Here is a 21,800-nt window from a genome sequence, read left to right as displayed (position 1 = left end):
GGGTGAAAATTTAAAAAGTATTAATTTAATTTTGTGTATTAGTGTTTATTGATAATGATCATTTAACTTCGTCACAATTCGCTACGAATATTCCTGAGAACCGTTTCAATATGGAACGATGAATTTTTATTACGTGCCAAATTGGAACGAAATTAATTTTATTTTTTTATTGCTGTGCTCATTTAGAGTTCGGCCATTGCTGATGAAAGGCGAATGCCGGGAGGTGTGTCCCCGGCAATACGGCCCGGCGTCCCTATTTTTTATCTTTTGAGTCCATAAACTATGAGAAGATCAAAACGATTCGAAGTGCTTGCGAAGCGCCCTGTAAATCAGGATGGGCTGATTGGCGAATGGCCTGAAGAGGGACTGATCGCCATGGAAAGCCCCTACGATCCGGCTTCGTCGGTGAAGGTAGAGAATGGTCGTATTGTTGAGCTGGACGGCAAGAGCCGCGCCGAGTTCGACATGATTGACCGTTTTATTGCCGACTACGCGATTAACGTGGCTGAAACTGAACGGGCAATGCGGCTCGACGCGCTGGAGATCGCCAGAATGCTGGTGGATATCCACGTCAGCCGGGAAGAGATTGTTGCTATTACCACCGCTATCACCCCGGCGAAAGCGGTGGAGGTGATGGCGCAAATGAACGTGGTGGAAATGATGATGGCGCTGCAAAAAATGCGCGCCAGACGCACGCCGTCCAACCAGTGCCATGTCACCAACCTGAAAGACAACCCGGTACAGATTGCCGCCGATGCGGCTGAAGCGGGGATCCGTGGTTTTTCAGAACAGGAAACGACGGTCGGGATCGCCCGCTATGCGCCGTTTAACGCCCTGGCGCTGCTGGTCGGTTCCCAGTGCGGTCGCCCCGGCGTGCTGACGCAATGTTCCGTTGAGGAGGCGACTGAGCTGGAGCTGGGGATGCGCGGGTTAACCAGCTACGCCGAAACCGTGTCGGTATACGGTACAGAGTCTGTGTTTACCGACGGCGATGATACGCCGTGGTCCAAAGCGTTTCTCGCCTCGGCCTATGCGTCTCGCGGACTGAAAATGCGTTACACCTCTGGCACCGGTTCGGAAGCGCTGATGGGCTATTCCGAGAGTAAATCGATGCTCTATCTGGAGTCGCGCTGCATCTTTATCACCAAAGGCGCGGGCGTACAGGGGCTGCAAAACGGTGCGGTCAGCTGTATTGGCATGACCGGCGCGGTGCCGTCGGGGATCCGCGCGGTGCTGGCGGAAAACCTGATTGCCTCAATGCTCGACCTTGAAGTGGCCTCCGCCAATGACCAGACCTTTTCCCACTCTGATATTCGCCGTACCGCCCGTACCCTGATGCAAATGCTTCCCGGCACCGACTTTATCTTCTCCGGCTATAGCGCCGTACCGAACTACGACAACATGTTTGCCGGGTCGAACTTCGACGCGGAAGACTTCGATGATTACAACATTCTGCAACGCGATCTGATGGTTGATGGTGGTCTGCGTCCTGTAACCGAAGAAGAAACCATCGCCATCCGCAACAAGGCGGCACGCGCCATTCAGGCAGTGTTCCGCGAACTGGGCCTGCCGCTGATTAGCGATGAAGAAGTCGAAGCTGCTACTTATGCTCACGGCAGCAAAGATATGCCCGCGCGCAATGTGGTGGAAGATCTGGCCGCCGTGGAAGAGATGATGAAGCGCAATATCACCGGGCTGGATATCGTCGGCGCACTAAGCCGTAGCGGTTTCGAAGATATCGCCAGTAACATCCTCAATATGCTGAGACAGCGTGTTACCGGTGATTACCTGCAAACGTCGGCTATTCTGGATCGCCAGTTCGACGTCGTCAGCGCCGTCAACGACATCAATGATTATCAGGGACCTGGTACCGGCTATCGCATCAGTGCCGAACGCTGGGCGGAAATTAAAAATATTGCGGGCGTGGTTCAGCCCGGCTCGATCGAATAAGGCGGTACACAGTGGAATGCACAACTGAACGTAAGCCGGTTTTCATCTTACAGGTGAGCGAAGGCGAGGCGGCTAAAGCGGACGAACGCGTGGATGAAGTCGTGATAGGCGTCGGCCCGGCCTTTGATAAGTATCAGCATAAAACCTTGATTGATATGCCGCACAACGCGATTTTGAAAGAGCTGGTTGCTGGCATCGAAGAAGAGGGGCTGCATGCGCGAGTAGTGAGGATCCTGCGCACCTCAGATGTTTCTTTTATGGCATGGGATGCGGCAAATCTCAGCGGCTCAGGCATTGGGATTGGTATCCAGTCGAAAGGAACCACGGTGATTCATCAGCGCGATCTGCTGCCGCTAAGTAACCTGGAACTGTTTTCTCAGGCTCCGCTGCTGACGCTGGAAACCTATCGTCAGATTGGTAAAAACGCCGCACGCTATGCACGCAAAGAGTCGCCTTCGCCGGTGCCAGTGGTCAATGACCAGATGGTGCGCCCTAAATTTATGGCCAAGGCCGCGCTGTTTCACATCAAAGAAACCAAACACGTGGTGCAGGATGCTGCGCCTGTCACGTTGCATATTGCACTGGTAAGGGAATGACCATGAACGACAACATCATGACCGCGCAGGATTACCCATTAGCCACCCGCTGCCCGGAGAAAATCCGGACGCCTGGCGGCAAGCCGCTAACCGACATTACCCTTGAGAATGTGCTGGCGGGCCGCGTAGGGCCGCAGGATGTGCGTATTTCTCAGCAAACGCTGGAGTACCAGGCGCAGATTGCCGAGCAGATGCAGCGTCATGCCGTGGCGCGCAATTTTCGTCGTGCGGCAGAACTGATTGCGATCCCGGATGCCCGCATTCTGGAGATCTACAACGCACTGAGGCCGTTTCGTTCTTCGTTCGCCGAGTTGCAGGCCATTGCCGATGAACTGGAACACACCTGGCACGCCACGGTGAACGCCGGGTTTGTCCGCGAGTCGGCAGAGGTATACCAGCAGAGAAATAAGCTGCGTAAAGGCAGTCAGTGACGGAGGCAGCATGCCGTTAATTGCAGGGATCGATATCGGCAACGCCACCACTGAAGTGGCGTTGGCGCAGGATGGCCGGTTTATCGGCAGCGGGATTGTCGCCACGACCGGGATGAAAGGCACGCGGGAGAATATCGCCGGGGTGGTCGCGTCCCTGCAGCAGGCGCTGGATAAAACGCCGTGGTCGCTGCAGGACGTGGCAAAAATCTGCATCAACGAGGCCGCACCGGTGATTGGCGATGTGGCGATGGAAACCATCACTGAAACCATCATTACCGAATCAACGATGATTGGTCATAACCCGCAAACGCCCGGCGGCGTTGGCGTGGGCATGGGAACCACCATCGCCGTGGAGAAGTTGGCGGCGTTGAGCGAGGATCGATTTGCCCAGGGCTGGATACCGTTGGTGGGTGAGGAGATGGATTTCCTTGAGGCGGTTTGGTTTATCAATGAAGCGCTGGATCGCGGCGTCAACGTGGTGGCGGCCATCCTGAAAAAAGATGATGGCGTGCTGGTGAATAATCGCCTGCATCGGCCAATACCGGTGGTTGATGAAGTCACTCTACTGGAGAAGGTGCCGGAAGGCGTGCTGGCGGCGGTGGAAGTGGCGGCCCCGGGACAGGTGGTGCGGGTGCTGTCGAATCCTTACGGTATCGCAACCTTCTTTGCCCTGACCCCTGAGGAAACACAAACTATTGTCCCCATCGCCAGAGCGCTGATTGGCAACCGTTCCGCTGTGGTGCTGAAAACCCCGCAGGGAGATGTGCGATCAAGAGTGATCCCGGCGGGTAAGATCTTTATCCGTGGTGAAAAGCGTGGCGGTGAAGCCGACGTAGCGCAAGGCGCGCAGGCCATTATGCAGGCGATGAGCGCCTGCGCGCCCGTGTGTGATATTCGTGGTGAAGCAGGCACGCACGCAGGCGGCATGCTGGAGCGGGTGCGAAAGGTAATGGCGTCCCTGACCGGCCATGAGATGAGCGCGATATACATCCAGGATCTGCTGGCGGTGGATACGTTTATTCCGCGCAAGGTGCAGGGCGGGATGGCCGGCGAGTGCGCCATGGAAAATGCCGTCGGGATGGCGGCGATGGTGAAAGCGGACCGTCTGCAAATGCAGGTTATCGCCCGCGAACTGAGCGCCCGACTGCAGACCGAGGTGGTGGTGGGCGGCGTGGAGGCCAACATGGCCATCGCCGGGGCGTTAACCACTCCCGGCTGTGCGGCGCCGCTGGCGATCCTCGATCTCGGCGCCGGCTCGACGGATGCGGCGATCGTCAACGCGGAGGGGCAGATAACGGCGGTCCATCTCGCCGGGGCGGGGAATATGGTCAGCCTGTTGATTAAAACCGAGCTGGGCCTCGAGGATCTTTCGCTGGCGGAAGCGATAAAAAAATACCCGCTGGCCAAAGTGGAAAGCCTGTTCAGTATTCGTCACGAGAATGGCGCGGTGGAGTTCTTTCGGGAAGCCCTCAGCCCGGCGGTGTTCGCCAAAGTGGTGTACATCAAGGAGGGCGAACTGGTGCCGATCGATAACGCCAGCCCGCTGGAAAAAATTCGTCTCGTGCGCCGGCAGGCGAAAGAGAAAGTGTTTGTCACCAACTGCCTGCGCGCGCTGCGCCAGGTCTCACCCGGCGGTTCCATTCGCGATATCGCCTTTGTGGTGCTGGTGGGCGGCTCATCGCTGGACTTTGAGATCCCGCAGCTTATCACGGAAGCCTTGTCGCACTATGGCGTAGTCGCCGGGCAGGGCAATATTCGGGGAACAGAAGGGCCGCGCAATGCGGTCGCCACCGGGCTGCTACTGGCCGGTCAGGCGAATTAAACGGGCGCTCGCGCCAGCCTCTCTCTTTAACGTGCTATTTCAGGATGCCGATAATGAACCAGACTTCTACCTTAACCGGGCAGTGCGTGGCCGAGTTTCTTGGCACCGGATTGCTCATTTTCTTCGGCGCGGGCTGCGTCGCTGCGCTGCGGGTCGCCGGGGCCAGCTTTGGTCAGTGGGAGATCAGTATTATCTGGGGCCTTGGCGTCGCCATGGCCATCTACCTGACGGCCGGTGTCTCCGGCGCGCACCTTAATCCGGCGGTGACCATTGCCCTGTGGCTGTTCGCCTGTTTTGAACGCCGCAAGGTGCTGCCGTTTATTGTTGCCCAGACGGCCGGGGCCTTCTGCGCCGCCGCGCTGGTGTATGGGCTCTATCGCCAGCTGTTTCTCGATCTTGAACAGAGTCAGCATATCGTGCGCGGCACTGCCGCCAGCCTTAACCTGGCCGGGGTCTTTTCCACGTACCCGCATCCACATATCACTTTTATACAAGCGTTTGCCGTTGAGACCACCATCACGGCAATCCTGATGGCGATGATCATGGCCCTGACCGACGACGGCAACGGAATTCCGCGCGGGCCGCTGGCGCCGTTGCTGATTGGCTTGCTGATCGCCGTGATCGGCGCGTCGATGGGGCCGCTAACCGGCTTTGCGCTGAATCCGGCGCGCGACTTCGGCCCAAAACTGTTTACCAGTCTGGCCGGGTGGGGCTCGATCGCCTTTACCGGTGTGCTGGCGATCCCTTACTTTCTGGTGCCGCTGCTGGCGCCGGTGGTGGGGGCGATTATCGGGGCGTTTTTGTATCGCAAGCTTATCGGCCGCTTTCTGCCGTGCGAATGCGGTATCGATGAGTAAAGCGGGACCCGCCGCAGCGCGGCGGGTTTCCCCGGCCTGATGCCGGGGGGGTTATTTTTTGATGACCGCGCTGAGATCGCCAAGTTTAGCGGCGGGGTTCTTGTGGCACTCCTGCAGCATTTTCGGTACCGAAACGGTCTCGACTTCATGCCAGTCAACATAGTCGCCGCCGCTAAAGTCGGTGTTGCGATTCACTACCCAGAAGGCCACCGGGGTCATGCTTTTTGGGTTCATATCCATAAATTCCTGACAGGTCATATTCTGCGGCGTGGTTTCCTCAACCGCGAACGCCGGGCTGGTCATCAGACAGAATGTGGTAGCCGCCACGGTCAATACGAGTGCTTTAGGGAAGGTGCGAACAAGTCCCTGATATGAGATCATGTTTGTCATCTGGAGCCATGGAACAGGGTTCATTATGAGGCGATTGATTGAGCCAGAACTGGCAGAAAAGGCCGTACTGAAAATGGATGCCAATGGCTTTGAAGAATGCCTGTCTTTGTGCCAAAAGCTGCGTTCCGCATATGAACGTAGGGATGTTTATCTGGCGCACCAGCTAAACCTCACTCTGCGGCTGAAGCTTTACATATACGCCGGTCTGCCTGAGTTTTTCAAAATTGTAACCCAACTGTGGATTAACCTGTGGCCAACTCTGAGTTACACGTTCGAATCTGACTCGGAGGATAAATGGCCAATATTTTTCTCGTCGCTTGAACTCGCTCTTTCAAACAGGGATGCAGGGGCAGCAGCAGATGCCATTAGAGAGTCACTGGATAAGGGGTTGCGGATCTATCTCAGCTTGTTAACCGAGCAAGGTGAGTAAACCGGCTACTAGTAGCCGGTTCGGATTCAACGTTTGAGGGTTTGCATCATCAGGGAGGGTTTAGGAATTGGTTCTTTCTGCTCAGCAGGCTTATCCGAATCAATGATGGTTGTTGCTCGGATACCTGTGGCCTGGGTTTCCACTGGTGAAGAATTCCGTTCAACGGCAATGCCCAGCGTTTGCGACAGAATGTTGCTCAGCGTTTCGGCATTAAACGATGTCGTGGTTTGTGCGGCCAGCAAATTTATTAACCGAGGGTCGAGCTCATGCAAGGCAGACGCAATTACCAGTGCCTTACGGTAAAATTCCCCCCGGGATCGGCGGGGTAAGCGCTCCATAATATCAAGAGCTTTACCGTCTTCTGGATTATTGCCGGGGCGGAGCCAGACGAGTAAACGTTTATCTTCTTCCATCACATAACCTCGTTTAGACGCTTGCCATTGCTTTGACGAGCGCGAGCTGCGCGTCAGGCGCTTTGATGACATCCAGCTTAGGGAATAGTTCGACAATATGAGAATGGATGAGCTCAGCACCGCCCCCGGCCAGTATGATTTTGTGGACGCTGTTCTGACGACGTATATCAGCTGCAACAGCTTCGGCCAGATTTTTCGACTCAGAATCGATAACGTCAATGATGGCATCAATTTTAGAGTGATCATTGACCGCAGAAGCAATCAACGCTCTATCATGACGGTTTTTAATGATGATATCCGCAATGGCATAACTACTTGGAGACTGGGCATCCTGGAGCGCAGCCATAACAGCTTTTGTCACTCGTGAAACGCCAACATCGCTGTTGCCAAAGATATCAGATATGCCCTCCATTGCCCCCTGAATGATGGCCAGGTCTAGGGTTGTTCCCCCCAGATCGACAACCAGGGTTCGTGTAAGCTGCGTGGTTGTTTTAGGATCAATCAGATATTCAGCCGCAGGTACTGATTCAGGCATTACGTTAACTTTTACAACATGAAAAGTTTCGCCATTATTCAGGGTTATTGGGCCCATAACGTTGGCCTTTTTCTTTTCAATATTAGCTTCGTTCAACTGCGCATCGCTCGTGAAGAACATGGCCACCGGCAGTGTCACTGTAAGTTCAACATCCTGTGGCTCAAGACCGGAAGTCAAAAGGGCATGATGAATTGCTACGCGACTTACAGCGTCGAACTGGAAAGAGGTATGCGTTGTTGTAATTGCAGATGTTGAACCAATGTCGTGAGTAAATTTCCGCCCATCAATGAGATAGTTGTAGATAGTTTTACCACCAAATGCGAGTGGAGTAGCCCAGCCTTCGCGGAAGGCGTTCTGCGAAACATGAGTTTTGATTTCACCATTCTCAATCCAGGCAAGTTTTACGTTCGTTGAGCCGTCATCACAAGCGATGTTCATCATGGTATATACCTCATTAAAATGTTCAAAAGTATCAAAAATCTCTGCCATTTTAGATAGTAAGCCATCCTGAAGCAAGGAATGCGCACCTGTAGCGCACGTTTAATGTCCACAAAATGACTATGAAAAGTGAATTACGAGTGAGTAAAACAGGAACGATTCTATCGGATTGAAATCTGGCGGGGTAAACGAGAAAGAGGGATGTATACGTACATGCAGAGGTCGGTAGCCCTGGAACACCAACGGAAAAAGTAACAAACCACCCGAAAAATGAACCAGTGCCACCAGACTAAATTGTGACAATCGATAGCCAATACTGCAAGAGAACCTAAGAATAAAAGGTATCGCTATATGACAGCTCAGTCGGTAAAATCGAGGAAACCATGTCGGATCACCATTGTAGTTTCTGGTTAGTTCAATAATGAGGTATCCCCAATGACATCCATTCTGCTTACTTCTGATTCTGTTGATGGGTACACTTTTTGTATTTCTACTGATGGTAATGGATGTAAGCTGTCAGTCAGGCCAGAATACCGGCGCAATGGCACACAAACTTATGATGGCTGGTTTCCCAGATACTACTCAAAGCCTCAGTATGCTAAAGCAGCGTTAACAAGGTTCCTTGGAGAATCTGTTAACTGGTCACCACGGACGGGGCTCAGTTAGTCACAGGATACGTAACAGCCTGAGTCCGAGGATACCAACAAGTCAAGAGAACCCCCTGATAAACCCTTAACAATCAACACCTTACCTTGGTGCGCTTAATGAACCTTATGTTGAATTATGGTTAAGTAGTCGATTTTATGGTTGGAAGTGCCTGTTTGCAGTAAAATGCAGTTCATTACCTTTAACCACTGGAACTAGACATGGCTAATGAAGATCTCCCCTCTGGGTGCAAACGCTGTAAAGGATGCAATCAGGTTAAACCCTTCGAAGAATTCGGTAAGGAACTTAAGGGTAAGTTTGGCCTTAAAAGTAAATGCAAGTTGTGCATTAGCGATAAAAACAGAAATTATGCTGCCGGTTCCGGTGCAGGTGTAAAACTCCAAAACAATAAAAAATACCAGACCGAGCATAAGAGTGAACTGGCAGAAAAGATGAGAGTAAGACGGGCAAAGAAAAAATTTGGAGATAACTATGAAGCATATCTAGCATCTTTAGAAAGGATTAAAAACCTCTGATAATTACATAACAACCTTAGCCAATAAGACACAAAGATTATGTATTGTTGCTTTTATTTCAAAGCATCAACTTTATTGAAAAGTTACGCTATACACTGTGCAATTTATTATGCTGATTTAATTTGGTGATTATATGAGTTGTCATGACAGAGACATCAATAAGATCCTTCAATCATTCACTCACTTAATGGTTGAAGCAAAAAAAAGCATCTTTCATTCAAAATCAATGAAGGTTCAAGGTCTTCAGTTAGTAGATGAGTTATACATCCGTGCCCGGACGGGAAAAATGTCATACCTCGGTTCGTCGGTACTGGTAGTCGCAACCATTTCAGTGAAGACCCCAGGCAAAGGATTTTTCAGACAGTTACTCTCGAAATTAAAAGAAGCAGCTGAGACAAATAACTACATCTTAAAGGTTGAGAATGTCATCAGCACCGAACTTAGGGAGTTTCTTATCAGAGAGGGTTTTTCATTTCCTGGTGAACGGTGGATGTGCGGTTCCGGCTACTGGGCTCCATCATCACTTAGGCTTAATGACCAATTAAGCACCCTCCCCGTCTAATATGAGGCCGTAAATGTTCATAACCCCTGAAGTTGCTTATGTCTGCGAGCTGTTACATAAATATGATGTACTTCCACTCGAATGTGATGGTCATACTATGGTTGTAAGTTGCCTGCTAGATAGATTCTGTATACCGCACCAGCGCATCGTTGGAGAAGTAACGTTGGCTGGAACTGGCCAGATAATTCGACCTCATCTGTGGATAGAGTATGACGAATACATAATAGATTACCGCCTCCGCATGTGGGCAAGGAAAACCGAAGATAATGTTAGTCTAGTGCCTCATGGCATCTTTATCGAAGATAAAAGTCAGGCAATTTACACTGCTCAAAGAATTGCAAATAAAGCCATGATATCAGACTCGATAATTGATTTTATGACAGATGGGTTATGGACTAAGATTCTCCTAGAAATCCCTGGTAAAAAAAGAATTACATAAAGCAGGAGGATTAAGTTTGTTCATAAAGTTTTTCTTCACTGACACTCAAAGCAAAGATGTCTTTTTCCAAGCACCAATCTTAGAAAATATTTGCTTTTCTACTGACTCAAGTTGGTTCATTAAAAGATGATAGTTGAATCGCCACGGATAATCTAGACACTTCCGAGCCGTTGATAATACTGGTTTTCATATTCTGTCGGTGAAATCTGATCGCTAGAACCATGCCGACGCTTACTGTTATAAAACATTTCGATGTAATCAAAAATATCGCTGCGGGCTTCTTCCCGCGTTCCGTAGATCTTTTTCTTTATCCGTTCGCGTTTCAACAATTGGAAAAAGCTTTCTGCAACCGCATTATCATGGCAGTTACCGCGACGGCTCATGCTGCCCTCCAGGCCGTGTGATTTCAGGAACGACTGCCACTCATGGCTTGTGTACTGACTGCCCTGATCCGAATGAACCAGCACCTGTTTTTGGGGATTACGCCGCCATACAGCCATCAGCAGTGCGTTCAGGACAATGTCCTTTGCCATCCGGGATTGCATGGACCAGCCGATAATTTTGCGTGAGAACAGATCAACAACCACGGCAAGATACAGCCAGCCTTCGTGGGTTCTGATGTAGGTTATATCCGTTACCCAACGCTCATTCGGAGCATCCGGATTGAACTGTCGCTGGAGCCTGTTGGGCGACACGATACTGGCCTCGCCTTTACGTGCCCGCGGGCTCCGGTATCCGACCTGAGCCTTTATCCCGACACGTTTCATCAGTCGCCAGACTCTGTTCACTCCGCACTGTTGCCCGCTGTCCCGCAGATCCAGATGGATTTTACGATAACCATAGACGCATCCCGATTCCAGCCAGAACTGTTTAATCTGTCCTGTCAGTCTCAGGTCTGCCTGATGGCGTTGTGAATGCGGCTGCTGAAGCCAGGCGTAAAAACCACTGGGATGAACATCCAGCACCCGACAGAGCAGGCGAACAGGCCAGCAACAGGAGTTGTCACGGATAAAGGCGTACCTCAGTCGGACAGCTTTGCGAAGTACGCCGCTGTAGATTCAATTGGTCAACGCAACAGTCATGTGAAAACATGTAGTTGCGGAGGATTGTTGAATGAGACGAACATTTACAGCAAAGGAAAAAACATCTGTTTTTGAACTGTGGAAGAACGGAAAAGGCTTCAGTGAGATAGCTAATATCCTGGGTTCGAAACCAGGGACCATCTTCACGATGTTAAGAGATACTGGCGGCATAAAACCCAATGAGCGCAAGCGAGCTGTTGCTCACCTGACGCTGTCTGAGCGCGAGGAAATACGAGCCGGTCTGTCAGCTAAAATGAGCATTCGAGCCATCGCTACAATGCTGAATCGTAGCCCTTCAACAATCTCACGTGAAGTTCAGCGTAATCGTGGTAGGCGCTATTACAAAGCCGTTGATGCGAATAACCGGGCCAACAGGATGGCTAAAAGACCAAAACCGTGCTTACTGGATCAGAATATGCCGTTGCGAGAGCTTGTTCTGGAAAAGCTTGAGATGAAGTGGTCCCCAGAGCAAATATCAGGATGGTTAAGGCGAACGAAGCCGCGTCAAAAAACACTACGAATATCACCTGAGACAATTTATAAGACGCTTTACTTTCGTAGTCGTGAAGCGCTACACCACCTGAACGTACAGCACCTGCGCCGATCGCACAGCCTCCGTCATGGCAGGCGCCATACTCGCAAAGGTGAAAGAGGCACTATCAACATAGTGAACGGAACGCCAATCCACGAACGTTCCCGGCATATCGATAACAGACGCTCTCTGGGACACTGGGAAGGCGATTTAGTCTCGGGTACAAAAAACTCCCATATAGCCACACTTGTAGACCGAAAATCACGTTATACGATCATCCTGAGACTCAGGGGCAAAGACGCTTTATCAGTGAATCAGGCTCTTACAGATAAATTCCTGAGCTTACCACCTGAACTCCGGCGATCACTGACATGGGACAGAGGAATGGAGCTGGCCAGACATCTGGAATTTACTGGCAGCACAGGAGTTAAAGTTTACTTCTGCGATCCTCAGAGCCCCTGGCAGCGGGGAACAAACGAAAACACTAATGGGCTAATCCGACAGTACTTTCCCAAAAAGACATGCCTTGCCCAATATACTCAATATGAGCTGGATCAGGTTGCAGCTCAGCTAAACAACAGACCGAGAAAGACACTGAAGTTCAAAACACCTAAAGAGATAATTGAAAGGGGTGTTGCGTTGACAGATTGAATCTACAGCGGCTTTTTTTAATATGTCCCGTTCGTCGGTAACCCGTTTCAGCTCTTTCTGGAGACGGCGGATCTCGGCCTGAGCATCTGACTGTTCTTTATTAGTGGAAGAATCCGGACCGTACTTCTTTATCCAGGCATAAAGGCTGTGGGTGGTGATATCGAGACGTGTTGCAACGCTGGCAACAGAATAACCGCGATCAACAACCTGTTTGACTGCTTCAATTTTAAACTCTTCGGGATAACGCTTACTGCTCATGGGCACCTCTCTTTAAGCCATCTTAAATGACTCTGAGGTGTCTGTTAAACCCGTGGCGATTCATACTGAGTGAGGAATTGAGCAAGATCAACACCCTCATCAGACGTTAACGACCTGGATGTCTGAACCTTTAATAACCTTACAAGGTTATCTATGGCGGTCTGAATAGGAAGAAGTTCTATCTGAGGAACCTTCAAAAAATCAGCTATGATAATACCAAGTAACTGGCTCTGATCGTTCATGAAATTATGGATATAAAGAAAGTGTGAGTCACCGAATCTTTCAGCAGAATCATACTTAAAATTCCATTCATTCAATACTGCACTGTACTTCATTTTATTCATGGTTAGCTCCTCTTTATATAAAAAAAGATTAACGCAACATTCATCGGTGACGAAATTCTAAGACCCGTTAATTTCGCCCCCTATTGGGGTCATAAAAAATTGTCACGCTACGGCCTGTCTGGCAGAATCCCCTGAAACCGATTTGCGATAAGTAACCCTGATGAAAAACCTCATTAATGATGTTGCGACTGAAGCACGGGCATTACTGAACGGTATCCTCGCTGACTGTGATACCGATGACACAACGGGCACATGCCTATTTGCCAGTCTGCTATTAGCTCGTCTGGCACATAGCAAAGGGTTATCAGCTGTGATTAGAGGTGGCGATGGGAAATCTGACGGCGGGTTATTCACTATGTATGGCGGGTTCGGTCATTACTGGTGTGAGATCTCCAACAACGATGAATTCCATATTGTTGATATATCGGCAGATCAATTTGGCTTCGAAGGAGTTATCGTTAAGAACATCAAAGAGGTAGAAGGCTGGCCACGTTACATCCCTGGAAACCAGGATGTCGTAAATGCTGGAGTTGAGGAGCTCTTCAACCACGGATACTAAATGGTCGAGTCTAAGTGCGATTTATACACCTCAAAACGCCCCCATTCTCGATTCAAGAATTATTGATTTACAAGTAATATCAGAAATATTTAGTTCACTCTAAGGCAAGTGAATGAAGAAGAAATTACCGTCATGGTCACCAGCTGAAGATCTGAAGCTTATAAAAGGGCTTAAGGATGGTTACTCATTTGCAGCGCTTACGTCCATTCTTGGATACAATGAAAGGATAATCCAGTTAAGATGTATCGAGTTGGATTTATACCTTCTCATAAGAGAAAATCTCTCCGAGCCTAACGAAATTACCCTCAAGCCTAACTCTTCAATCAGAGTGCCACCGGCTGAACCAGCTTCAGGTATAACTCTTAAAACCCTGCTAGATAATGGATGGGTAGCACACTGCATAAATGGTGAAAATGTTCTGTACTCTCCAGAATGGTGGCGAACAAGAAACACAAGCCTGTTAGTACCCGAAGATGAGGATACTGATCAGCTACATAAGAAAACATCTTCACACCTCATTACCGGTAAACCGTGGACTCCTGACGATACTCGGGTCTTACTTAAGGCGATACAACATGGTATCAGTAAAACGGCACTTGCCGAGCTTACCTTAAGAAGCCATCAATCCACTCTTCAGCAACTTATAGAGCTTGGAATGATTACCGTGGGCGCTGAAGACGATTCATCTAGTACGGTTATATGGTTAAATAAAAAAATAAGTTCTGCGAAATTATCAAAAAAACGTTTTCTTGATGTCCTGCCACTAATCGAATTCGGCTGGCACATTGATGGATTCGACCTTACCGCCCCAGATTGGTGGAGCAAGCATATAGTGCTTAATGAAATTATCTATGAAACCGTACCAGATAAAACCATTTCAAATTACCCGGCCAGAACTGACATTGATTGTGATAGTGAAAAACCACAACAAATTAAGGAAAGATCAGTGCCTGAACGGAACCAAAGAGAACCACAAAAACCAGCCAAATGGGTATGTGGAAACTATAAGTTTTTAATTACACTTCTATCTGAGCATCGTTCAATAGAAGTGATTGCCAAGAAAATGAATAGGACAGATGGCGCGATTAGGTCACGTCTACAGCATATCGGTATAACGCGTTACGAGAAACCAACAAAACCTGGTGAAAAAGGAAGTGTCATTAAAGCTACATCAATTTCTACAGATATCTTCAGAAACCAGCCATTTTTTGTGAAGAGATTACTCATAGATGCCGGATGGTCTGAAAAAAACAATGAATTGCATTGCCCGGTCTGGTGGAGCAATTATCCACACAACGTTTAACGGGCTTAGTCACGAACTCTACCCTGGAGAACTATATGTTTGATTATTTTAACAGACCATTTGACACTTTCGACTGGGCGCTGATTATAGGATGCGGAATCCTTTTTGTCGGGCACTTTATCTGGAAAATCTTCTTCAGCGATGAAGGCCGTAGGAAAATTGATAATGAAGCGCCGCCTCCAATCATGACTCAGAAAGTAGATGATGAAACGGATGGTAAATAAGCACACAAAAATAAAACGCCCTTAAGTTAGGTAATGACTCCAACTTAATGATAGTGTTTTATGTTCAGATAATGCCCGATGACCTTGTCATGCAGCTCCACCGATTTTGAGAACGACAGTGACTTCCGTCCCAGCCTTGCCAGATGTTGTCTCAGATTCAGGTTATGTCGCTCAATGCGCTGAGTGTAACGCTTGCTGATAACGTGCAGCTTTCCCTTCAGGCGGGATTCATACAGCGGCCAGCCATCCGTCATCCATACCACGACCTCAAAGGCCGACAGCAGGCTCAGAAGACGCTCCAGTGTGGCCAGAGTGCGTTCACCGAATACGTGCGCCACAACCGTCTTCCGGAGCCTGTCATACGCGTAAAACAGCCAGCGCTGGCGCGATTTAGCCCCGACGTATCCCCACTGTTCGTCCATTTCCGCGCAGACGATGACGTCACTGCCCGGCTGTATGCGCGAGGTTACCGACTGCGGCCTGAGTTTTTTAAATGGCGGAAAATCGTGTTGAGGCCAACGCCCATAATGCGGGCGGTTGCCCGGCATCCAACGCCATTCATGGCCATATCAATGATTTTCTGGTGCGTACCGGGTTGAGAAGCGGTGTAAGTGAACTGCAGTTGCCATGTTTTACGGCAGTGAGAGCAGAGATAGCGCTGATGTCCGGCGGTGCTTTTGCCGTTACGCACCACCCCGTCAGTAGCTGAACAGGAGGGACAGCTGATAGAAACAGAAGCCACTGGAGCACCTCAAAAACACCATCATACACTAAATCAGTAAGTTGGCAGCATCACCCGCAGCTCATTATGCCCCTGCTTTTGGCAACCTGGCATACTGCTTCAATATCAACTAATTCCAACAGTGGGTTAGTGGGCGTTTCGATCCAGATTAGACCTGTATTCTCTTGAATATGGCGCTCTACTGACGCCAGATCATTAAGATCGACATAACTGAATGTCGTACCTGAAGTTTGTTTACGCAGACGTTCAAACAACCGATAAGTACCGCCATAGACCCCTTTCATTACTAATACATGGGAATCCTTAGGTAGCAATTCCAATATAAGTGCAGTTGCTGCCATACCGGAAGCGGTTGCCGTAGCATAGATACCTCCTTCCAACTCAGCCAAGGCGGTTTCATATGCATATCTTGTCGGGTTACTGCAACGGGAATAACAAAACTCCCCTTCTTCGCCTAAATTTGGCTGAATGAAGGAACTGGCGGTAGTAATCGGTGGAAAAATAGCATTATTGCCCCGGTCAACTTGATCTCCGGCATGGATAACCAGAGTCGCGATCGATTTTGATTTGCTCATTATTTGTCCCTTTAAATTTTAACGATAGCCCGCCGATCATTATTAATAATGACGTTAGGCCACGCGGTTAAACCGTAATATTTATTTACGTGTCATTATACTGATAATTTCTTTATCTGTTTGCCTCATTGGCGATAACACTAATTTACATAAATTATTGATAGAACCTTCAACATCGCAGGAAACAATGCCATCACGCTCCCCTGCAACACTATTTTGTTGCGCCATCAACACCGACTTAAATGCACAGGCGGTAGCGGTAGACACTTTCATGGCACAACTATTTGATGCACCATCGCAAATAATGCCACTAATATCACTGATCATATTACTGACCGCGTAGGAGATAGTTTGAAAATCTTGGGTCAATAACCAACTCATACCTGCCGCCGCCCCCATTGCTGCCGTTGACGCCGCACACAATGCAGACAATCGGGTATAACGCATATGAATTGAGATTGCGGCTAGATGGGCCAACGCTAATGCCCGGGCCAGTGTTTCATCATCTGTATTAAGATGTCGGGCAAGTGTCACTACCGGCATTGTCACGGTAATCCCCTGATTACCAGAGCCATAATTTGACATCGCGGGTAAGGGTGCGCCGCCCATACGGGCATCTGATGCCGCAGTGGTGTTGATCAACATTTGACTCAGTAAGTCAGTGCTGATAAAGCCATTTTTTCTGGCTTGCGACAACGCGCCACTCACGTTCAAACCATAGTTCTTCCTTTGCCCCTCGTCAGAAAGCGCGGTATTAATCTCAGCACTTTTCAGCATAAACATGATGTCTTTAGCGGCGACATCGGTTACAAATTTAAATGCGTCGTTAAGGGAAAATTCGGGTAGTACCCCACTATCATTGGCGGCAATTAGGTCTCGGACTAATATTTGCTTTATATTATTAATATAAACTTCAGTGACATTAGTATGGCTACCTTGAATCACTACCCGGCACTGATCACTAAGACTATATAGCGTAATATCGATAAAAATAAAATCCGTAGCATCTACTGCGTTTAGACACACGTTACCTGATTCATTAAATATATAGGCTTCGGTAATTTGTGTCGCAGTAATATCTTTTAATACTTCTAAATCGGCATCCGCGTTACCACCAATAGCCCCTATTGCCGCCGCAAGAGTGACTCCGCAATAGCTTGTTCCCGGAATAGTGACTCCCATCGCATTTTTATACAGATTCTCCGATATATTCCCCGTTATTTTTAATATCGGTGCGTTGAGATATTTAGCAGCCACTGCGGCAGCATACGCAATAGCAATAGGCTCAGTACAACCTAATGAAAGTTTCACTTCCTTTTTCAACCAATCGAGTAATTGTTGATGTGTTATTTTTTGCATTTGAAGTAATTAATCAGTGATTTGGATTATTTTTATCTTAGGGTTTTACGGGGAGAAATACTTTTCCTATTTTCTTGTTGTTTTTAATGCTTGGAGAATATTGTTCTCTTTAACAAAAAAGATAACCACAGAACAATTTAAATAAAAACATATTAAAAACAATGAAATAGATAACTCAAACACCATTAATCCCTTACTCAATGAGATACTAATCACAAAACAATAAAGAGAATATTTTCCCCTTAGACGCAATTATTCGCCTTGAATCATTAAACTAGACGATAAAAAAGGCGAGTTAGCTACTGCCAACTCGCCTCAGATAAAACCAACCGGTGCTGGTTTAGATATCAACCCTGCGCAGGGGATTGCTGCATCGTCCAGTTGAGCACTTGAGTGGCTAACTGGTCACTGGCCAGGCCAAAGGCCTGAACCACCTCGTTCATCTCGTTACCTTTTATCGGTTGGCGAATGTCAAACTGGCGAGTCGCAATAATCCTACGATCTGAAATTCTTACCAGCCGAGCATCAAAACGGATCAGCACTTCGCTGCTACCAACATGGTATACCCCTTGGAACGCGGACAGATCACCACTCAACTCCACATCAGCCTGCAAGCTATCATCGTCGCTACTGACTGCACGGATTCGCCCATCGCTACGGAACGCCTGAATAAGACGATTGCGCACCAAAATCGGCGCCGAATCACTCCAACGGGAGTTTTTATAAACCGCAATCTCCTGGCCCTGAGGCTGCACCGCTATGCGTGAGCTATTAAGAAACTGGTTCGTCGCCGGTTGTGAAACCCGTAATGACCAGTTTACTGTCTGCGCGTGTGGCACACTGACTGCAGGTGGCACCGGCAGAAGATAAACTTGTGATACAGGGGCCGAAGGTAAAATGGTGCAGGCAGAGAGCAGTATCGCCCCCCCGGATATCATCAATAGCCACACGCGGCGGCCTGCATAGCGCATCACATTAAAAGAGAGCATTAAGGCGTAAACTCCTGTGTTCTTTCACGGCCGCGCAACAAGGCCGCTGGGTTTTCTTCCAAACGAGAAACGGCGGCACGTAATGTCGCTAATGTTCTGCGCAGCTCATCTACTGCCGGCCCCAGCTCATTCATCCCTTGCATCCCGTTATTGAGTGAGGTTTTATTTTCACTCACCAATTTATTGAGGATGGTACTGGTATTTTGCAACGATGCCATGGTTTTGGCGGCATCACTGACCAGTTGTTTCCCCTGCCCATCCATTAAGCCGTTAGCATTACGCAGCAGGCGATTGGTTTGAGTCAGTGTCTCATTAGCCTGTTTACTGGCCTGCGCCAACTGCTGCAACAGGGTACGGAGATCACCACGTTGATCAGCCACAGTTTGGGTGACCAGCGCGAGATTATCCAGTGTCGTTACTAGGCGCTGCTGGTTATCCGGTGCCAGCAACTGGTTCAAACGCACCAACACTTCATTCGCATTGGTCATGAAATTCTCACCGTTAGCCAGTAACTGGCTCATCGGCGAAGGGGTAGCAATAATGATAGGAACCTCGTCATCTTTGCCCTCCAGCAACGGGCTGGTCTGGCTGCCACTGCTGAATTGAATATTTGAGGTGCCGGTAATACCCGCGACGGTGAGACGAGCTTGGGTATCTTCGCGTATCGGAGTAGATGCAGAAACGCGAATACGTGCCCAAACCTTATTCGGATTGTCTCGGTCCAGGCGTAATTGCGTCACCTCACCGACTCGAATCCCGCTGTACTGAACGGTGCTACCCTGTGACAGGCCACTCACAGGCTCATTGAAAACGATATCGTACAATCTGAACTGGCGATCAGAACCGGAATTTGTCAGCCATAGGCAAAACAGCAGCGCGGCACTCACCACAATAAGAGTGAACAAACCAATAACGACATGATGAGCACGGGTTTCCATATTACAACCTCTCTCCACTGTTAATTGCCGCTGCCTGATAAGCAGCCCGGCCACGTGGGCCATGAAAATACGCCTGAATCCAGCCATCATCAGTCGCTGCAACTTTATCCAGAGTATCAACCACCAGCACTTTTTTCTGCGAAAGCACCGCCACACGATCACACAGTGTATACAGCGTATCCAGATCGTGGGTCACCAAGAATACCGTTAGATTGAGGGCATCCCGCAGGGTGCGGATCAAACTGTCAAACGCCGCCGCACCAATGGGATCAAGACCCGCAGTCGGTTCATCAAGAAACAGAATATCCGGGTCCAGTGCTAAGGCACGGGCTAGCGCAACACGCTTGACCATACCACCCGACAGAGATGCTGGATACTTACTGCCAGTGCCCGGCGGTAGCCCAGCCAGTGCCAGTTTAACCTGAGCCAATCGCTCAGCCTCAGACCGGGGTAATCCGGCGTTTTCTATTAATGGTAATGCCACGTTCTCGGTCACGGTTAGAGAACTGAACAGTGCGCCTCGTTGAAATAATACGCCGAATCGGCGCTCGACCATGGCGCGGGATTGACCTGACAGTGCCATTAAATCCTTGCCAAAAACATGAATTTTCCCGTCAGTCGGACGACGTAACCCAACAATACTGCGTAACAGAACAGATTTACCGGTACCCGAGCCACCAACCACGCCAAGAACTTCGCCGCGCTTAACATCAAGATTCAACCCTTGATGCACGCACTGTACGCCAAAGCAGTTAACCAGATCGCGAATTTGAATGATTGCATCTTGCGTCATTTGGCTCACCACCCCATTTCCATGAAAAATAGCGCTGCCACGGCATCAAGCAAAATCACCACAAAGATCGAATGCACCACACTGGTGGTGGTATGAACCCCGACTGATTCAGCACTACCGGTTACTTTGAACCCCTCCAGACAGCCAATAATAGCAATCAGGAAAGCAAAAATAGGGGCTTTACTTATTCCCACCAGAAAATGCTGCAACCCATTACTGTTTTGCATAATCGACAAAAACATAGTGGGAGAGATATCCAGTGTTAAGGCACACACCACCATGCCACCGAAAATACCGCAAACCATGCCAATAAAGGTTAGCATCGGCAGAGAGATCAATAGTGCCAAGACGCGCGGTAGCACCAACAGTTCGACCGGATTCAAGCCCAGTGTTTGGATAGCATCAATCTCTTCATTGGCTTTCATCAAGCCAATTTCAGCGGTAAAAGCACTGGCTGTTCGCCCTGCCATCAGGATCGCGGTAAGCAGTACCGCAAATTCACGTAGAAAAGAAAATACCACCAAATCGACGGTAAAAATGCCCGCGCCGAAAGTAGTGAGTACGGTTGCACCGAGAAAGGCGATAACTGCCCCCACCAAAAAGGTGAGCAACATAATGATCGGCACAGCATTGAGGCCAATCTGTTGAATATTGGCAATTAATGAGGTAATGCGCCAGCGGGAGGGGCGAAAAAGTGTTCCCAGCAAGGTTTCCAGCGCCAGACCAATAAAGCCCAATAGTGACTTAATATCTTGCCATAAGTTATCTACCGAACGGCCGGTATTAGCCAGCATCTCAAGCCAAAACCGTGTGGGTTTTTCAGACAACTCAGGGGTTAAGTCAGGCAATACATGGCTTACCGTTTCAAGTAATATCCTCCGCTCTTCTGGCAATTTAGGCGCAAGTTCGCGTAAATTTGCTACACGGTCCTCACCCAGAAGCAGAGCTAACAACGTTGCACCGGCGGTATCTAACGCCCCCAGTTGGTTGAGATCAAATACCCCCCCACTGGGCATATTAGCGCGCAATTGCGCAACGCGCGGCTCCAAAACGCAGTAATGCGCCAACACCCAGTCCCCCCGGATATAAACTCTGGGGGGCTGAGCCGCGCTATCGAGATCAAGTTGTGCGGGGGACGTTTGCTCAGTCATTGCTCAGACCTTACCTATTTCAAACTCTAATGTTTCAAACCCTAAATAGGTATATCACACAGTTAAGTAAGAGTAATGACTGTTTAATTAATGAAGTGTTAACCACACCCTAATCAGTGAGGTGTGGCACGCTGTTTGCCCAATTGCCGTATTTTCCTCTCTGGCAGGGTAAACCAAACGGCACTGTTGCAAATAGTCGGTGGTGATAAACTTATCATCCCCTTTTGCTGATGGAGCTGCACATGAACCCATTCAA

General features: G+C 49.1%; 23 protein-coding genes and 3 pseudogenes. 13 read left to right on the top strand and 13 right to left on the bottom strand.

What is annotated here, in order from left to right; translation table 11 throughout:
- The first annotated feature begins 282 nt into the window (after nt 1-282).
- The 5 genes from QMN93_RS22650 to QMN93_RS22630 are packed head-to-tail and all read left to right on the top strand — an operon-like array spanning nt 283 to nt 5,656.
- A complete protein-coding gene (locus tag QMN93_RS22650) occupies nt 283-1,950 on the top strand; it encodes a propanediol/glycerol family dehydratase large subunit (RefSeq protein ID WP_016241522.1) in 1,668 nt (555 codons plus the stop codon).
- 11 nt (nt 1,951-1,961) lie between these two features.
- Nucleotides 1,962-2,546 carry a propanediol/glycerol family dehydratase medium subunit gene (locus QMN93_RS22645; RefSeq protein ID WP_009652918.1) on the top strand — a complete coding sequence of 195 codons (585 nt, stop codon included), beginning with the start codon at nt 1,962-1,964 and terminating at the stop codon, nt 2,544-2,546.
- 2 nt (nt 2,547-2,548) lie between these two features.
- The gene (locus QMN93_RS22640; RefSeq protein ID WP_007372193.1) at nt 2,549-2,977 is read left to right on the top strand and encodes a diol dehydratase small subunit; all 429 of its coding nucleotides are present in this window, start codon (nt 2,549-2,551) and stop codon (nt 2,975-2,977) included.
- 10 nt (nt 2,978-2,987) lie between these two features.
- Nucleotides 2,988-4,799, top strand: coding sequence for a diol dehydratase reactivase subunit alpha (locus tag QMN93_RS22635; protein ID WP_007372194.1), 1,812 nt, complete (start codon nt 2,988-2,990; stop codon nt 4,797-4,799).
- 53 nt (nt 4,800-4,852) lie between these two features.
- Nucleotides 4,853-5,656, top strand: a complete 804-nt coding sequence (locus QMN93_RS22630; protein WP_007372195.1) for an MIP/aquaporin family protein — start codon at nt 4,853-4,855, stop codon at nt 5,654-5,656.
- A gap of 51 nt (nt 5,657-5,707) precedes the next feature.
- Here the strand turns inward: QMN93_RS22630 and hdeB are convergent, their stop codons facing one another.
- Nucleotides 5,708-5,959, bottom strand: coding sequence for an acid-activated periplasmic chaperone HdeB (gene hdeB / locus QMN93_RS22625; protein ID WP_007372196.1), 252 nt, complete (start codon nt 5,957-5,959; stop codon nt 5,708-5,710).
- A gap of 112 nt (nt 5,960-6,071) precedes the next feature.
- Here hdeB and QMN93_RS22620 point away from each other — a divergent pair, with 112 nt between their 5' ends.
- Nucleotides 6,072-6,476, top strand: coding sequence for an FCD domain-containing protein (locus tag QMN93_RS22620; RefSeq protein WP_007372197.1), 405 nt, complete (start codon nt 6,072-6,074; stop codon nt 6,474-6,476).
- A 26-nt stretch (nt 6,477-6,502) separates the two neighbouring features.
- Here the strand turns inward: QMN93_RS22620 and QMN93_RS22615 are convergent, their stop codons facing one another.
- Complete coding sequence (locus QMN93_RS22615; RefSeq protein ID WP_009652914.1) at nt 6,503-6,889, bottom strand: plasmid partitioning/stability family protein; 387 nt, start codon at nt 6,887-6,889, stop codon at nt 6,503-6,505.
- 13 nt (nt 6,890-6,902) lie between these two features.
- Nucleotides 6,903-7,865, bottom strand: coding sequence for a plasmid segregation protein ParM domain-containing protein (gene parM / locus QMN93_RS22610; protein WP_007372199.1), 963 nt, complete (start codon nt 7,863-7,865; stop codon nt 6,903-6,905).
- Nucleotides 7,866-8,728: 863 nt separating this feature from the next.
- Here parM and QMN93_RS22605 point away from each other — a divergent pair.
- From QMN93_RS22605 to QMN93_RS22595, 3 genes are all read left to right on the top strand, one after another.
- Nucleotides 8,729-9,043 carry a hypothetical protein gene (locus QMN93_RS22605; RefSeq protein WP_009652923.1) on the top strand — a complete coding sequence of 105 codons (315 nt, stop codon included), beginning with the start codon at nt 8,729-8,731 and terminating at the stop codon, nt 9,041-9,043.
- Nucleotides 9,044-9,176: 133 nt separating this feature from the next.
- Nucleotides 9,177-9,605, top strand: coding sequence for a hypothetical protein (locus QMN93_RS22600; RefSeq protein WP_032155219.1), 429 nt, complete (start codon nt 9,177-9,179; stop codon nt 9,603-9,605).
- Between the two features lie 13 nt (nt 9,606-9,618).
- A complete protein-coding gene (locus QMN93_RS22595; protein WP_016241518.1) occupies nt 9,619-10,044 on the top strand; it encodes a hypothetical protein in 426 nt (141 codons plus the stop codon).
- A 152-nt stretch (nt 10,045-10,196) separates the two neighbouring features.
- Here QMN93_RS22595 and QMN93_RS22590 read toward each other — a convergent pair.
- Nucleotides 10,197-11,090: pseudogene (locus tag QMN93_RS22590) on the bottom strand (IS3 family transposase); the annotation flags it as partial.
- A gap of 67 nt (nt 11,091-11,157) precedes the next feature.
- Between QMN93_RS22590 and QMN93_RS22585 the strand changes: the two are divergent.
- A complete protein-coding gene (locus QMN93_RS22585; RefSeq protein WP_001254955.1) occupies nt 11,158-12,309 on the top strand; it encodes an IS30-like element IS30H family transposase in 1,152 nt (383 codons plus the stop codon).
- Nucleotides 12,310-12,321: 12 nt separating this feature from the next.
- On the opposite strand, the pseudogene QMN93_RS22580 reads toward QMN93_RS22585, so the two are convergent.
- Nucleotides 12,322-12,567: pseudogene (locus QMN93_RS22580) on the bottom strand (transposase); the annotation flags it as partial.
- A 44-nt stretch (nt 12,568-12,611) separates the two neighbouring features.
- Nucleotides 12,612-12,911 (bottom strand): hypothetical protein, encoded by a 300-nt coding sequence (locus QMN93_RS22575; protein ID WP_323620040.1) that lies wholly within the window; start codon nt 12,909-12,911, stop codon nt 12,612-12,614.
- A 160-nt stretch (nt 12,912-13,071) separates the two neighbouring features.
- Between QMN93_RS22575 and QMN93_RS22570 the strand changes: the two genes are divergently transcribed.
- From QMN93_RS22570 to QMN93_RS22560, 3 genes are all read left to right on the top strand, one after another.
- Nucleotides 13,072-13,470 (top strand): hypothetical protein, encoded by a 399-nt coding sequence (locus QMN93_RS22570; RefSeq protein ID WP_016241897.1) that lies wholly within the window; start codon nt 13,072-13,074, stop codon nt 13,468-13,470.
- A gap of 112 nt (nt 13,471-13,582) precedes the next feature.
- Complete coding sequence (locus QMN93_RS22565; protein ID WP_009652915.1) at nt 13,583-14,773, top strand: hypothetical protein; 1,191 nt, start codon at nt 13,583-13,585, stop codon at nt 14,771-14,773.
- A gap of 35 nt (nt 14,774-14,808) precedes the next feature.
- Nucleotides 14,809-14,997 (top strand): hypothetical protein, encoded by a 189-nt coding sequence (locus tag QMN93_RS22560; RefSeq protein ID WP_007372207.1) that lies wholly within the window; start codon nt 14,809-14,811, stop codon nt 14,995-14,997.
- Between the two features lie 44 nt (nt 14,998-15,041).
- Here the strand turns inward: QMN93_RS22560 and QMN93_RS22555 are convergent.
- From QMN93_RS22555 to QMN93_RS22525, 7 genes and pseudogenes are all read right to left on the bottom strand, one after another.
- Nucleotides 15,042-15,739 (bottom strand): IS1 family transposase gene (locus QMN93_RS22555; RefSeq protein ID WP_223335778.1). Its coding sequence is split into 2 segments (ribosomal slippage): nt 15,042-15,490 and nt 15,490-15,739, totalling 699 coding nucleotides; the frame shifts between segments, so codons are not numbered across the junction.
- A gap of 56 nt (nt 15,740-15,795) precedes the next feature.
- Nucleotides 15,796-16,314 (bottom strand): annotated as a pseudogene (locus tag QMN93_RS22550) (PLP-dependent transferase); the annotation flags it as partial.
- Between the two features lie 81 nt (nt 16,315-16,395).
- Nucleotides 16,396-17,673 (bottom strand): serine dehydratase subunit alpha family protein, encoded by a 1,278-nt coding sequence (locus QMN93_RS22545; protein ID WP_001515737.1) that lies wholly within the window; start codon nt 17,671-17,673, stop codon nt 16,396-16,398.
- A 347-nt stretch (nt 17,674-18,020) separates the two neighbouring features.
- On the bottom strand, nt 18,021-18,662 hold the full coding sequence (locus QMN93_RS22540) for an ABC-type transport auxiliary lipoprotein family protein (protein WP_000948259.1): 642 nt from the start codon (nt 18,660-18,662) through the stop codon (nt 18,021-18,023).
- On the bottom strand, nt 18,662-19,600 hold the full coding sequence (locus tag QMN93_RS22535; protein WP_000449980.1) for an MlaD family protein: 939 nt from the start codon (nt 19,598-19,600) through the stop codon (nt 18,662-18,664). Before QMN93_RS22535 ends, QMN93_RS22540 begins: the two co-directional genes overlap by 1 nt.
- 1 nt (nt 19,601) lies before the next feature.
- Nucleotides 19,602-20,393, bottom strand: coding sequence for an ABC transporter ATP-binding protein (locus QMN93_RS22530; protein WP_001325019.1), 792 nt, complete (start codon nt 20,391-20,393; stop codon nt 19,602-19,604).
- Between the two features lie 5 nt (nt 20,394-20,398).
- The gene (locus QMN93_RS22525) at nt 20,399-21,544 is read right to left on the bottom strand and encodes an ABC transporter permease (RefSeq protein ID WP_001325018.1); all 1,146 of its coding nucleotides are present in this window, start codon (nt 21,542-21,544) and stop codon (nt 20,399-20,401) included.
- Nucleotides 21,545-21,800 lie beyond the last annotated feature (256 nt).

The sequence above is a fragment of the Enterobacter sp. R-1.6.2 genome, assembly GCF_035064085.1.
GTDB classification, from domain to species: Bacteria; Pseudomonadota; Gammaproteobacteria; order Enterobacterales; family Enterobacteriaceae; genus Enterobacter; species Enterobacter asburiae_B.
The sequence above is the reverse complement of the archived record's forward strand: the minus strand, read 5'-3'. Positions and strand labels throughout refer to the sequence as shown.